This is a genomic window from Vibrio sp. 10N.222.55.C6, from assembly GCF_041473395.1.
Lineage (GTDB): Bacteria > Pseudomonadota > Gammaproteobacteria > Enterobacterales > Vibrionaceae > Vibrio > Vibrio crassostreae_C.
In genome coordinates, this window is the sequence record NZ_JBFRSD010000032.1 from 1 (window position 1) to 13,775 (window position 13,775).

The following is a 13,775-nucleotide window of genomic DNA, read 5'->3' on the forward strand; positions in this document are numbered from 1 at the left end:
TCTTAAGTGAACGGCATTACACCCAATGGGTGCCTTTTTCTTTAGCGTTCGTTAACTCGAAAAGCGGATGCTTACCAGAAGGTAATGAACAAGCCCGCTGTCACTGCCATTCCAACATAGTTGTTGTTTAGAAAGGCTTGGAAACAAAGGTCTCGATCACGGTGGCGCATCAGGTGTTGTTGATACACAAATAAGCTTCCCGCTACCAACAGTGCCCAATAGAAGGTATCTCCTAGTTGGTAATGCATGCCTAACGCAATCAGCATCGCTAGGGTGACGAGTTGCAAAGAGCCAACAATCAGTTTATCGAAGCGACCAAATAAAATAGCCGTCGATTTAATACCAATCTTCAAGTCATCATCTCGGTCAACCATCGCATATTGCGTGTCGTAAGCAATCGTCCACAACGCGTTAATCACGAAGACAAACCACACAATGCTTGGCAGTTCATTGGTTTGTGCCGCCCAAGCCATTGGTATCGCCCAACTAAACGCTAAGCCAAGAAACAACTGTGGAAGATGCGTAAAACGCTTCATGAAAGGGTAAATGAACGCCAGACCCACACCAATAAATGAGAGCTTAATGGTCAGTGGATTCATGGTGAGTACCAGCAAGAATGAAACTACGGCTAGCACTAAAAAGAGCAGAATCGCTTCCTTACTGGAAACCAAACCAGACGGCAGTGGACGCTGCTTGGTACGTTTAACATGACCATCTACTTTACGGTCCGCAAAGTCATTGATCACACAGCCAGCTGAACGCATCAACACCACGCCGAGTACAAAAACAACCAAGACATCAAAATCAGGCATACCTTGTGCGGCGATAATCAGTGACCACAAGGTCGGCCAAAGGAGTAATAGGGTACCAATCGGGCGATTCATTCGCGTTAATTGCCAATACGCCTTCGCTTTGGTGGCAAGCATTTACACACTCTCCTTAGAGTAAATGGGTGATGTTGGTAAAAACAGTTCTGCCACAAGCATCGGTTTATGGTTCATCCATAATCGAGAACGACGCGCGAGTAATCGCTCATCGCCTGCGATAACCCAACCAACTTGCAGCGCATCTCGCTCCACGTTCTCAGCACTAAAAACGGTCAATCCAAGCGGAACATTACCTTGTTGAGAAAGGTCTGAGTGCTGATGATCTTCTAATGTGACTCGGGGAATCAAGGTTCGACCTAACACCCACGGTTCGTCATCACCCTTTAAAATCACTTTACGCAGTAAGCAATCAAACGATGATAAAAGATGTTCCTCGTCTTGTTGCAACATTGAGCGTTCTACAACTTGATTATGAAGCAACTCAACAGACAGGTGCTGACAGCACTTCCCCAACTTGCGGGAAAGAGAACCTTGCTCCATCAGCCACTCTTTGGTGGTTTCATTAGGAAAATCAAATGTTTCTGTACTTTGCCAATCTACATTCATTAACGAATTAAGATACAGCGATATTGGCTGATTCATACTAGTATTCAATAGGTGACTTTACACGTACAATAAAGCTTCAACTTTCGAACAAAATTAAAGCGTTCTTCGAATTGTAAACGTATTTAGATTTAGACCGCTCATTGTAACAAGACTAATGCGTTTCGAATATCGCGAATAAACTAAAGAAAAGTCACAAATATGCACAAACGTTATGTAGCCCAAATATTTCTTGCGATTACCCTACTCTTTTCAGCATCAAGTTTCGCGGAAGAGGAGTCGGCAGCTAAACTCGCCTACTTCACGCTAGAGCCAGACCTGACCACCAATTTTTACACTAAAGGTAAAAAACTGGGCTACATTCAGGTTCGCCTCGACATCATGGTGGCAAATAGTAGCGACTTGGCCGCTATTGAGCATCACCAACCACTGATTCGCGATGCGGTGATTGAATTGCTTGGCAAACAAAACGAAGAAACCATTAAATCTCTATCTGGCCGTGAAGACTTAAGAAAATCCTTAGTTGAACACCTCAACAAGATTTTGCTTCCAGAGACAGGTAAAACCCTGATTGCTGACTTACTGTTTACCAAATACCTTTATCAGTAATGATGTAAAACGAATCCCAATAAAAAAGCGGCTCATCTGGCCGCTTTTTTTGTCTCTATCGTTTGGCTACTCATTAGAAGATATGAATTAGCTTCTTGTCGAGCTTGGTGCTTTCATCGCATCGATAAAGCCAATAATCACACCAGCGGCTAGACCAGCTAAATGCGCCGTATTGGCGATAGCCATAAATGGCTGCATGTACCCAAGCACCAACCACACCAACATAAAGCCGACAATCTGTCTTGGGATACCTAAACCAAGTTGTGGCGCCTTCGCACCAACCACCCATAAGTAACCAACCAAGGCATACACAACACCAGACAAACCACCGAAGTTCGCCCCTTCAACCCAATACTGCCCAGCACCTGAAAGCGCAGAAGAGACAGCAAAGATCTGAAGTAGCTTGAGGCTGCCAAGTTTCTTCTCAATGTCTCCACCTAGCTGCCACCACCACAAAATATTAAATGCGATGTGCATAACAGAGAAATGTAGAACGGCATGACTCAACCAACGCCACAGCTGCCATTGCTGTCCATCCACCGCTGGGAAATGTAGGGCATTGAAAATAGCTTGGCCAAAACCGATCTGTTGCAGCGCAAAAATCACCACACACACCAACATCAGGCTTAGTGTCACTGGGCCTGATTTGGCTTTGATCATGCCCATGAAGCTTGGCGTGTGGTAATGGAAGTTGCTCTTTCTGGTCTCTGCCATGTCCCAAGATGCAGCTTGATAGCGCTTATGATTGGGCTCAGCCAGAAAACGATTCAGCTCAGCTTCGGTTTCAACCTGAAATTGGCCATCAAGAAGCCAAAGAGCAAAACGCCCTTCTCCCTCTGGAGACATCTGAATAGGGATCTGACGAGAGGCCATATAATCAATAAATGCTTGAGCAAGACGTGGATTGTCTAACACCATCAATCTAATCATTGTTACTTCCTATTCATTCTATGAGGGATGCTTGAGGCGGTTCAGGTGATGAAAGTCATTAACCTGCGATCACTGGAAGTTCAGCACGATGCCAAGCTTCGAAACCACCATCAACACTATATACCTCTTCAAAGCCTTGGTTCACTAAATATTGTGCCGCACCTTGGCTACTGATGCCGTGGTAGCACATCACTAAGATAGGTTGTTCGAACTCAACCTCATCCATGAATGACACCATCGTATCGTTAGTCAGGTGGTAGGCTGTTTTTGGGTGGGCAACCGCAAAAGACTGCGGGTCACGTATATCGACAAGTCGAGCTTCGCCTTGTTCGATGAGGGCTTGAGCGCCTTTAACATCGATATGTTTAAACTGGTCCATGACTTTCTCTTTTTATACTGATTTACTTTGCTGCCATTGTAACCTATCCCAAGGCTAACATTCACATCCACTTAATAAGGTTATCCACCAGCGATCACTTTTACACCATTTGTGGATAAATCTGTGAATTGCGTGAATAAAGTGTCTTTTCAAAAATAGATCCACAACATGTAGTAATGATCCTGATCTAACTGTGGGTTAACTGAAACATATCCCCACTCGAAAAACCCCGTCAAAGCCTTACTACACACTGCTTTTAGATAGCTGACGAATAAACTTCTCACAGAGTTATCCACAAAATCATTTTGCAAATTTCGATCGCAAAAGTTGAGAAATCGATCCAAAACAAAAAGGCCGAGATCTCTCGATCTCGGCCTTTTCAAAATTCAGCTATTTGTTAGCTCTACTAGAAAGTAGAAGCTAATAGAAACTAGATGCTATTAGAAATCACCAACGGCTTGTTTCAATTTCTTCATCGCATTCTTTTCTAACTGGCGAACACGCTCAGCTGATATACTGTAGGTATCCGCTAAGTCTTGCAGGGTTGCCTTGTTGTCGTCTAACCAACGTGAGCGAACAATGTGTTGGCTACGCTCGTCTAAGCTTGCTAGTGCTAGCCCTAGGCGATTATTGGTGTGTGACTCCCAGTTAGCCGCTTCAACCGTCTCAGCAACGTCTGACGCCTTGTCTTCTAGGTAGTAAACTGGAGCAGTGTAAGCAGAACCGCCATCGTCATCGTCCATAGGCGCTTCAAACGTCGCATCTTGTGCTGCTAAGCGAGATTCCATCTCACGAACTTCTGAAGGCTCAACACCCAGTTCACGAGCAACCGTCTCAACTTCACCGTTATTGAACCAACCCAAACGCTTTTTAGACTTACGAAGGTTAAAGAACAGTTTACGCTGTGCCTTAGTGGTCGCAATTTTAACGATACGCCAGTTACGTAGAACGTATTCATGGATTTCAGCTTTGATCCAGTGAACAGCAAACGAGACGAGACGAACACCAACTTCTGGATTGAAGCGCTTAACAGCCTTCATCAAGCCGATGTTACCTTCTTGGACGAGATCAGCCATTGGTAGCCCGTAGCCAGAGTAGCCTCTTGCAACGTGCACCACAAATCTTAGGTGGGAAAGGATCAAGCCTTTCGCAGCGTCGATCTCACCTTTGTAATGTAATCGCTCTGCAAGTCCACGTTCCTCTTCAGGAGTCAGCATAGGGTAGCTGTTCGCTGAGCGGATATAGCTATCTAAACTATCTTGTGTGACTAAAGCCATTTGATACGCTTGGTTTGCCATTCGGTTCCTCATCAATCTCTGATCTGGAGTAATACATCTATTAAAACCCTACAATCTTGAACCTAAAATGAACAGGTTTCAAGGAGGGGGAAGTAATTATGCATAATCAATTCGTCTATACAAGGCAAAAACTGGTTAAGAAGTGCCTATTTTTCGTCTAAATATGACTCTATTCACCTAAACTGGTTCAATTTCTTTTAGGTGACGCTGTGCAGAAAGCTTTGCAGCCACACTACCAAGCAGAGTTCCGACGATCAAAAGCAGTAAAGATTCATCCCAACTCAGGCCAATTAAACGGAAGTGGCTGTCGTATAGCTGAGCCAAGTCATCCACCGCGCTGTTCAGCAATACGGTAATCAATGCCGTCATTACCCAAGCACTAATCGAACCTAAAACGCCAAACCACATCCCAGCATAAAGGTATGGTCGAAGAATGTAGCTGTCGGTCGCACCAATCAGCTTCATGGTTTGAATCTCTTCTTTATGCGCCAACACATTAAATCGTAGTGTATTGCCGATAATCAGAAATACCGCGCCCAGCATCAATACCGTTAAGGTAATCACGATGACAGCCGCTAATGCTTTGATCGCATCTAATCGCGCTAACCAATCTTCGTCTAGGCGAACATCGGTCACTAATTCTTGTTGTTTAACTGTGCCTGCCAGCTCTTTAATTAAGGTATCGCTGTGCACGCTTGGCGTAATCACCAGCACACCTGGCAGTGAATAATCGTCGAGAATGGTTAGGGCGTCTTCAAAACCAGAATACTGGCTGAGGTCTGCAAGCCCTTGCTGCGGAGAAATGTACTCCACGAGCTCAACTTGATCCCAACTTTCGATTTCATCCTTAAGCACCATTACTCGTGGCTCAGGAATACCATCCTCTACATAAGCACTTATTTGTGACGGGCTAGTGACATCTTGCGCCACTTCCCCTACATTTTTACCTAATAGGTACAAACAAGCTGGCATCGCCAACGCCATAGAGATCACCGCAAGGGTCAGTAAGTTGCCTACCGGGCGCTGCCACATTTGCGAGAACGATGACTTGGCTTGTTTCCAGTGAACAACAAAGAAGCCGTCGCTTGAAGCGCGGTTTGCTGCTCGATTAGATTGAGGTTTTTTGATGCGCTTATTCGCGGCCATAGTCTTCAACCTCACTCAAAAATCCTTGGTTTAATTCAAGATGGCGGTACTGAGGGCGAGTGTTCACTAACCCGATATCATGCGTCGCTAGGATGATCGTCACACCTGCGCGGTTGAATTCTTCAAATAATCGCAACACACGGTTAGATAATTCAGGGTCTAGATTACCGGTAGGCTCATCGGCTAAAAGCAGAGTTGGACGGTTAACCACGGCGCGAGCAATACCTACTCGTTGCTGTTCACCACCAGATAACTGACTTGGTAGGCAACGCGCCTTATCAAGTAATCCGGTTTTATCCAACGCAGCACTAACTCGACGTTTTATTTCGTTTTCAGAAATAGATTCAATACGCATAGGCAGAGCGACGTTATCGAAAATCGAGCGATCCATCAGCAGGCGGTGATCTTGAAAAACAATCCCAATATTACGTCGTAAAAAAGGAATGTCTTTGACTGGAATCCGAGTGATATCGTGATCATTGAACCAAACACGGCCATCAGTCGGACGCTCAATAGCACAGATCAACTTCAGCAAGGTACTTTTACCAGCTCCAGAGTGACCACCCAAAAAAGCCATCTCTCCACGTTTAAGATGAAAATCCACTTTTTGGAGCGCTTGTCGCCCACCTCGGTAGGCTTTGCTCACTTGCTGAAATTTGATCACCGAAAATTCCTCTTACGATCACTCATATCAAATTTAAAACGGTAGCAGGTTAAGGATAAACCACTTTGCTACGCGCGTTACTCTTCGCGACTAAATAGTGCTTCAATAAAGTCTTTCGACTCAAACGGACGCAAGTCGTCAATACCTTCACCCACACCGATGTAGCGGATTGGAATCTGGAACTGATCCGCGATTGAGAAAATCACACCACCTTTTGCAGTGCCATCTAACTTCGTTAGCGTAATACCCGTTACTGGTGCAACTTCACTGAACAGCTTTGCTTGGCTGATAGCATTCTGACCAGTACCGGCATCTAGTGTTAGCATGATTTCGTGTGGTGCAGAGTCATCAATCTTCTTCATTACACGAACGATCTTGCGTAGCTCTTCCATCAGGTTGCTCTTGTTCTGCAAACGACCGGCTGTATCAGCAATCACAACATCAACACCACGAGCCTTCGCTGCTTCAATCGCATCGTAGATAACAGACGCACTGTCCGCACCAGTGTGTTGAGCGATAACTGGCACATCGTTACGCTGACCCCAAACCTGAAGCTGTTCAACGGCTGCAGCACGGAAGGTATCACCCGCTGCTAGCATCACTTTCTTGCCTTCATTTTGGAATTGTTTCGCCAGCTTACCGATCGTAGTTGTCTTACCTACACCGTTCACACCGACCATTAAGATAACGTAAGGTGTTTTAGTGGTATCAACAACCAGTGGCTGTTCCACTTGGCTTAAGATGTCTGCCATCTCTTCTTTGAGCAGACCATAAAGCGCTTCACCGTCTTTTAGGTCATTGCGAGATGCTTTTTCTGTCAGGTTTTCAATGATCTTAACCGTGGTATTCATACCCACGTCAGCAATCAGAAGTTGCTCTTCTAGCTCTTCAAACAGGTCTTCATCGATTTGCTTGCCTTTGAACAGACCAAAGAAACCAGCACCGATGTTTGCTTTAGTGCGGCTTAGGCTGCGCTTAAGACGAGCAAAGAAGCTTTCTGTCGGCTTCTCTTGTACTTCTTCAACCTTAGCTTGAGGAACTGCCACTTCTTCCTGTTCTACTTCTGCTTCTGCTTCTGCTTCTGCTGCGACAGGTTGCTGCTCTTGTTGAGCTTCTTCAAGCGCTTGCTCAGATTCAGTTGGCTTAACTTGTTCAGCTTCAGGCGCGACCTGTTCAGCCTCAACTTGTGATTCAACTTCAGTTTGATCTTCAACGCTTTCTACGTTCGCTTCATTCTGAGTTTTTGGGCTTTGTTCTTCTTCACCAAAACCAAGCCACGATAATAATCCGCGCTTCTTTTTTTCCGTCATCAGAGGAGTTTCCTAGATCTACTAATTAGCTGTATTGACTTAATACACGTCGACTCTTTGCTATTGTTATACAATACAAGCTTGTACAAACGAATAGTAAAGAAAAATGACAAAGCAGTGATAAGTTTGCTTTTAGCTTGATACACTTTGTCATTGCAAATTTATTTAATACACGAACCCACTTAAATTGGGCTCGGTATAGTATCACTTTATTAGCGGTCAAAAAATCTATGGTAAGACGTCGCCAGCAAAACACATCACAAAAAAAGCCATCCGGAGGCTTTGTTCGAATTATTAGTGGCTCATGGAGAGGTAGAAAGCTGCCTGTTCATGATTTAGAAGGATTACGCCCAACCATTGACCGAGTAAAAGAAACACTCTTTAACTGGGTGGCTCAAGATATCCCACATTCAACTTGCTTGGATGTATTTGCCGGTTCTGGCGGTCTAGGTTTTGAAGCAGCTTCTCGCCAAGCCAAAATGGTGACACTGCTCGAAATGAATCAAAAGGCGGCTAAACAGCTTTCTGATAACGCGAAAGAGCTCAAGGCAGACAACATTAATGTCGTGAATACTGATGCTATCTCTTTCCTTAAGAAACCAGGCACGCCTTACGATATGGTTTTCCTTGATCCACCATTTCGCAAAGGCTTACTGGCAGAAACAGTACAACTGCTTGAGAGTAACGGTTGGCTTGCAGACAATGCCATCATTTACGTCGAGACAGAGAAAGAACTGAAACTCGAAGCTATGCCAGAGAACTGGGAATTGCATCGCGACAAGACCACCGGACAGTCAAGCTACCGACTGTTCAATCGAATCACTGAAGAATAGGAGTTATTGAATGAAGTTCTTGCTTCCACTAGCAAAAGCAGCCATCGCCTTTGTTTGGTTTATCTTAATCGTAAATATTTTCTACCCGTTTCCGGGTAATGCTGCGATTGCGCTTTATATCATGACCGCATTCTTGTTCTTCATGCACGGCCTGCAGATGCTGATTTTCATCGGTGCATTCGGCGATAAGATCGAGATGTCACGTTGGGAGAAGTGGTCAATATTGATTTTCGGTGTCTTCGCCTTACTCGATATCCGACGCAAACACATGATGTAATCGAGCTTAAGCCCAGATATAAAACGCTTAGCTACAGAAAACATCATGACAGAAACAGTAGAGACAAAAACGCCGCTCATTTAAGCGGCGTTTTTTTATTCAGCAATGATATTGATGTTAGCCCATGTAGCCTTTCACACCATCGAGGAACATTTGCGTCGACAGCATAACCAACAACAAGCCCATCAAGCGTTCGATGGCTTTAAGACCTCTCTCTCCCAGCACTCGCAGGAAGAAGCCATTAAACATCAGAATGAAGAAGGTAGCGCCCCAAGCCAGCATCACAGCCGCTGAAAGCTCTAACATATTGTCAGGGTGCTGGGTCGACAACAGAATCAATGCCGCAATCACTGAAGGGCCAGCAATCATTGGGATCGCCATCGGCACAATAAACGGTTCTTCACCCGCCGCGAGGCCAGTAATACTACCCGCACTTGGGAAAATCATCTTAATCGCGATAATAAACAGAATAATACCGCCAGAGATACTCAAGGTTTCAGGCTGCACGTGCAGGAAGTTCATGATGCTTTGACCCGCAAATAAGAACAGCAGCAAGATAACCAGTGCGAACATCAGCTCACGAATCAGAACAATACGGCGACGCTTCGGGTCAATATGCTTAAGGATAGAGAGCACGATTGGCAAGTTGCCAAGCGGGTCCATGATAAGAAACAGCATGGTTGCTGCAGATAAGATTTCCATAAGTTTGTCTCGAAAAGCGTAAGTGCGCGGAGTATAGCAGCCTCAACATTGATTTTCGAACGCAGTGATAAGCAGGTTAACTGATGCTTTTAAAAGGGGATGTTATAAGAAGGCAAATTAGCGAAAGCAGATTGAAAGGTAATGAAAAGAGTGGAGCCGAAACATGCACCCACTCTTTATTCACGAATAAAACAAGCCACTAAGAATTAGTGATTACACACACGTTCGCGGTTAGTGCAAAGCTTATCATCGACAACGACAACCTTTTCCATCTTCAAGAAAAACTTCAACAGGCTATCTAAATCCAGACCATTGAGCTTACAAGTATGGAAGCGAGCTTCTTCGCCATAGGTTTGAGCAAGCGCTAATGTTAGCTCTTCGCGAGTCAGTGGCTTTTCACTAAGCAGGTTTAAAACGTTGTGTGCGTGAATTTCAGTCGTCATAACTCAATCTCATGTTTAATGAATTACACGTAGAGTACCGAGTTTTAGCAACGCCGTTTTGATGTAGCTCAGGCTTGAGAGAGCTCTACCCTAAATAGTAATCGATGCGACGATGAATGCGTGTGCGAGAAAGTAACTGCCCGTTACCCAAAAGTAAGCGCCCTTGATTGGGCTGCGGTAACTGTTTAGCGCATAAGCTAAGGCCGAAAGGAGCAGCACGCTACAGCCAGCAAAACCGACCGCGTGTGATAACTGAGGATCCAGCAGCCAAACCTCACCAGAAGCCCATGCTAACTGAATAAGCACAATGCCCATGATGACCACGGGAAAAACGAGTTTGTCTAAGCGTGGCAGCAGTAAAAAGAAAGCAACAACGCAAGCTGCCAATAACAGCGCGAACAACCACCAAACCATTTCACCTGATAGCTGTAACCAAAAAGCTTTGCTGTAACAGAGTTGAGCCAATAAGAAGCAGACAAAATGCAGAGGGCGTTTTTGAGTGAGAGTATGAAGCACATCTGCGATCGCAGAGATAGCCAACCCCGCAACTATCCAATAGGTAAAGTCAGCCACAACCGACTGAGTTAAAGCAATTGTCGCTAATAATACAAAGGTAAATACCTTATACGATAAGGCCTGACCGATATGTCCATGTTTCGTTCCTGCTATTGCTCCGATACCAGATAAGGAAACCGCTAACCAACTCCACATACCACTTGCCCTATTGCTTTAAATCGTCGCCAGTCTAGGCACACGAGTGTTGATGTAAAGCCTCAGCCCCTCAAAATTGGATCTTGATTACGCTTCCACTAAAAAGAGTCTCTTTAGATTGAAGTCGTAACAATTACCACCATGACAATGGCCATTCGTTTAAAACTAGAACGAATCATCATAAAACCCATTCAAACTGGCATTAGAGTCGCCATACTTGAGTTTTGGCCAATTCTAACCTATCGACTTCACCAAAATCGGCTTAATTCCGTCAAATACCACACTTGAAAAATTAAAATAACCACCTTTAAATCAAACAATAACAATAACTTAAACAAAGAAACTCAAGATTAATAAGGAAATAAAAACGCCAACCAAGCCTAGACTTGTAAAGTAGCCAGTTTTCTTTTTTTAAATCCCAGTTTTGTCAGGTTATTTCAAGCCCCCGGTAAAAACCGCCACAAAAACCAAGTCGAAAACTTAAAAAACCAACCAAAACAAACCTAGCCACCACCAGCCCCTATTAATACAGTTTAACAACCTTTAACAATATAAATTACACAAAACAACCATTACAAAACAACAAGTTAAATCAAATTAGAACAAACATAAATCACAACGAACAAAATAAGAACACACCATAAAACACAGTTAAACACTGCCAAACAAGCCAAAAACTCATAGTTTTCTACTACTTTTAAAGCTTTCGAAAGTAATTCTTGATCTAAAGCCATAAGTAGTGCTATTCTTCAAAACATAGCGAGAGACAACCAAATTTAGGAGTAGTGTTATGATTTCATCTTCGCAAAGACAAGGACTTGTAATGATCGCGGTAGTTGTAGGTCTAATGACACTACCGATGATGTACTAAGCAAGTTACAGATAAAAAAAGGGACGCCATGAGCGTCCCTTTTTTTGTTCAATTTTTTCACTTCGAAAACAGATGCAGTGTTAGCACATCCCAGTTCGCATAATAGAAACCTGCGGCAGCTAAAGTCATTGCCATCATCAGTAAGATCGCAACTCGCCAGATAAAACGACCACTACGTGGAGTCAGCTCCTTCTCACAGTCGTTACACATCATGATGAACTTATGTTGGTCTTCCAACTTAGCCTCATGTTCATTGACTACCTTATTACGACACGTTGCGATATAGCGCAGCTTGCTCACCATATCGTGCGGTAGCCTTTCTTCACAGCTTGTTACAAGCTCATGCAATCCTTCGCCTTCGGCATGATATTGAAGCCTCAATAATTTCTCTATATTGCGAGTTCTTGTCACCACTTTTTCAATATCGGTCATCTTAGCCCTCCCACTCCACACTATAATTCTAGTCGAGCATTTCCCTATTCTTATACAAAATCACTGTTATTTACGAGAGAAAGAGACAATAAATAACAATGCTTTATCCCAAACTGACCATTAAATGTGATGTCTGCCGAAAAATAATCAGCTTGGCTTACAACAGTTCACGAATAACAGCTTTAAACACATATCCCTATTGCCTGAAAGACTAGAATAACCATCACGACTACATGGAGGTTATATGCCTAATTCACTCTTTTTTGCCATCTTTGCTCTCGCTGCTCTAGCGGCTTGGGTATTTATTGGTTTCTATCGAAAACACTCGCAAGGTGAAAATGCGCCAGAGAAGAAAGTGAATGTCACGGTGTTAGACAAACAATCGATCGACCTTCCTGACGCAGAACCGGGCCAAGAAGATCAAGAGTACTGGATTTACGTTCAACGTGGTGTGGTTGGTCCGAAGCGAGAATTCCAAGTCGGCATCCACTATTTCCACGCCCTTAACCCTGGCGACAAAGGAACCTTAACCTACCAAGGCGATAAGTTCTTACACTTTGCGTTGAAGCGCTAAACGTCAGCCGCTTCAACTGTCGTCCCTAAGCAATCCATCAGAAAGCCTTAGCAATCACCGCTAAGGCAATAACCAACGCGTTTTCTCTGACTTAGACACCAACCAGCTCATCCATAATGCGCCAGCTCCGCTGATCACAATCCATAATGGAATAACCCATACCGGATGTCCTTGGTACCAACCAAACTCTTTCATCGGCCACAAGAAAATCGGGTGCAGCAGGTAAATACCTAAGCTGTGCTTACTGATAAAGCCAACCACTTGGTTACTCTTCTCAGACAGGCCTTCACCATAGTAACGGCATACCATGAACACCATGCTCGCGGCTAATACGGTATTCAACGTTTTGTAAGATAGCCAGCGCCCTACCGTGTACTCTTCTGCTACCAAGCTTGCATCAACCACCATGTAAACCGTGGTTAGTAACGCTAGCCCACCCAGTAACACACTCACGCCAACGGTCATCTTGTTAAGTGGCACAATCTTATACAGCAAGTAACCCAATGGTAAGTAACCGGTGTACAACCACAATTCGTGACTCCAAGGGCCATCGATTTTCAGTAAGAACAGCAATGTTGTGAACAACCATACCGCCGTAAAGGCATAGACCGATCTATCACCGTACTTTCTAACCATGATCTGCAAGAACGGAATCACAAAATAGAGTGGGATGAAGTAATAGAAGAAACCAAGGTGGTAATAGGTGTAATGATGGTAGCTATTAAGCAACACGTCCCAACTGACGTCGGCATCAAAGCCCATTGCTGACCAGCCCGACAGATAGGTATAGAAAAGCGACCAGACAATGAAAGGTATCAGTACCTTGCCCAAACGACGCTTGAGGTAGTATTTGGCGTCAAACGGGCGCTGATCACTGAGCATCAGTGCGCCAGTAATCAAAATGAACACAGGTACTGCCCAGCGGCTGAAACCGTTTACCGTAATGGCAGTAAGCCATTCACCGAAAGGAATAGTGCCCAACTCATTGCGATAAGGCGCCAAAACATGAATCGCGATAACCGCTACGGCCGCGACACATCGTGCTAAATCAAAAAAGAGAATTCGCTGCTTCATGTAAATGCCTGATTAATATTCAATCATTCTACTATAGCAATAAAAAAGCTGACCGGAATAAATACCAAGTCAGCTTAGTGTTAAAGGAGATA

General features: G+C 44.3%; 17 protein-coding genes. 4 read left to right on the forward strand and 13 right to left on the reverse strand.

Annotated elements, in window-relative coordinates:
* Window positions 1-71: 71 nt before the first annotated feature.
* Window positions 72-926 (reverse strand): 4-hydroxybenzoate octaprenyltransferase, encoded by an 855-nt coding sequence (gene ubiA, locus AB4486_RS17085; RefSeq protein WP_017061043.1) that lies wholly within the window; start codon window positions 924-926, stop codon window positions 72-74.
* Window positions 927-1,469: a chorismate lyase gene (locus tag AB4486_RS17090; RefSeq protein WP_164091128.1), complete on the reverse strand. Its 543-nt coding sequence runs from the start codon at window positions 1,467-1,469 to the stop codon at window positions 927-929.
* Window positions 1,470-1,631: 162 nt separating this feature from the next.
* Between AB4486_RS17090 and AB4486_RS17095 the strand changes: the two genes are divergently transcribed.
* Window positions 1,632-2,039 carry a flagellar basal body-associated protein FliL gene (locus tag AB4486_RS17095; protein ID WP_017063771.1) on the forward strand — a complete coding sequence of 136 codons (408 nt, stop codon included), beginning with the start codon at window positions 1,632-1,634 and terminating at the stop codon, window positions 2,037-2,039.
* An 87-nt stretch (window positions 2,040-2,126) separates the two neighbouring features.
* Here the strand turns inward: AB4486_RS17095 and glpG are convergent, their stop codons facing one another.
* The 6 genes from glpG to ftsY form a co-directional block, all read right to left on the reverse strand.
* Window positions 2,127-2,969, reverse strand: a complete 843-nt coding sequence (gene glpG / locus AB4486_RS17100; RefSeq protein ID WP_372117871.1) for a rhomboid family intramembrane serine protease GlpG — start codon at window positions 2,967-2,969, stop codon at window positions 2,127-2,129.
* Between the two features lie 58 nt (window positions 2,970-3,027).
* Window positions 3,028-3,348 carry a thiosulfate sulfurtransferase GlpE gene (glpE, locus tag AB4486_RS17105; RefSeq protein ID WP_017061039.1) on the reverse strand — a complete coding sequence of 107 codons (321 nt, stop codon included), beginning with the start codon at window positions 3,346-3,348 and terminating at the stop codon, window positions 3,028-3,030.
* Window positions 3,349-3,788: 440 nt separating this feature from the next.
* Window positions 3,789-4,646, reverse strand: a complete 858-nt coding sequence (gene rpoH, locus AB4486_RS17110) for an RNA polymerase sigma factor RpoH (RefSeq protein ID WP_017055518.1) — start codon at window positions 4,644-4,646, stop codon at window positions 3,789-3,791.
* Window positions 4,647-4,823: 177 nt separating this feature from the next.
* Window positions 4,824-5,792, reverse strand: coding sequence for a permease-like cell division protein FtsX (gene ftsX, locus AB4486_RS17115; protein WP_229648280.1), 969 nt, complete (start codon window positions 5,790-5,792; stop codon window positions 4,824-4,826).
* Window positions 5,779-6,456: a cell division ATP-binding protein FtsE gene (gene ftsE / locus AB4486_RS17120; RefSeq protein ID WP_016791845.1), complete on the reverse strand. Its 678-nt coding sequence runs from the start codon at window positions 6,454-6,456 to the stop codon at window positions 5,779-5,781. Before ftsE ends, ftsX begins: the two co-directional genes overlap by 14 nt.
* Before the next feature lie 77 nt (window positions 6,457-6,533).
* A complete protein-coding gene (ftsY, locus tag AB4486_RS17125) occupies window positions 6,534-7,766 on the reverse strand; it encodes a signal recognition particle-docking protein FtsY (protein WP_372117875.1) in 1,233 nt (410 codons plus the stop codon).
* Between the two features lie 230 nt (window positions 7,767-7,996).
* Between ftsY and rsmD the strand changes: the two genes are divergently transcribed.
* Together rsmD and AB4486_RS17135 are read left to right on the forward strand one after the other, a co-directional pair.
* Window positions 7,997-8,599: a 16S rRNA (guanine(966)-N(2))-methyltransferase RsmD gene (rsmD, locus tag AB4486_RS17130; RefSeq protein ID WP_017061036.1), complete on the forward strand. Its 603-nt coding sequence runs from the start codon at window positions 7,997-7,999 to the stop codon at window positions 8,597-8,599.
* A 10-nt stretch (window positions 8,600-8,609) separates the two neighbouring features.
* The gene (locus tag AB4486_RS17135; RefSeq protein ID WP_016784000.1) at window positions 8,610-8,876 is read left to right on the forward strand and encodes a DUF1145 domain-containing protein; all 267 of its coding nucleotides are present in this window, start codon (window positions 8,610-8,612) and stop codon (window positions 8,874-8,876) included.
* Between the two features lie 117 nt (window positions 8,877-8,993).
* On the opposite strand, the gene AB4486_RS17140 is transcribed toward AB4486_RS17135, so the two are convergent.
* The 4 genes from AB4486_RS17140 to AB4486_RS17155 form a co-directional block, all read right to left on the reverse strand.
* Entirely contained in the window at window positions 8,994-9,578 is a 585-nt protein-coding gene (locus tag AB4486_RS17140) for a YhgN family NAAT transporter (protein WP_017061035.1), read from the reverse strand.
* A 206-nt stretch (window positions 9,579-9,784) separates the two neighbouring features.
* The gene (locus tag AB4486_RS17145; protein WP_017066763.1) at window positions 9,785-10,021 is read right to left on the reverse strand and encodes a YecH family metal-binding protein; all 237 of its coding nucleotides are present in this window, start codon (window positions 10,019-10,021) and stop codon (window positions 9,785-9,787) included.
* A 90-nt stretch (window positions 10,022-10,111) separates the two neighbouring features.
* A complete protein-coding gene (locus tag AB4486_RS17150) occupies window positions 10,112-10,732 on the reverse strand; it encodes a lysoplasmalogenase (protein WP_017061033.1) in 621 nt (206 codons plus the stop codon).
* 928 nt (window positions 10,733-11,660) lie between these two features.
* A complete protein-coding gene (locus AB4486_RS17155; protein WP_004736595.1) occupies window positions 11,661-12,035 on the reverse strand; it encodes a hypothetical protein in 375 nt (124 codons plus the stop codon).
* A 244-nt stretch (window positions 12,036-12,279) separates the two neighbouring features.
* Between AB4486_RS17155 and AB4486_RS17160 the strand changes: the two genes are divergently transcribed.
* A complete protein-coding gene (locus AB4486_RS17160) occupies window positions 12,280-12,609 on the forward strand; it encodes a DUF2500 domain-containing protein (RefSeq protein ID WP_017061032.1) in 330 nt (109 codons plus the stop codon).
* Between the two features lie 60 nt (window positions 12,610-12,669).
* On the opposite strand, the gene AB4486_RS17165 is transcribed toward AB4486_RS17160, so the two are convergent.
* A complete protein-coding gene (locus tag AB4486_RS17165) occupies window positions 12,670-13,683 on the reverse strand; it encodes an acyltransferase (RefSeq protein ID WP_372111208.1) in 1,014 nt (337 codons plus the stop codon).
* Between the last annotated feature and the right edge of the window lie 92 nt (window positions 13,684-13,775).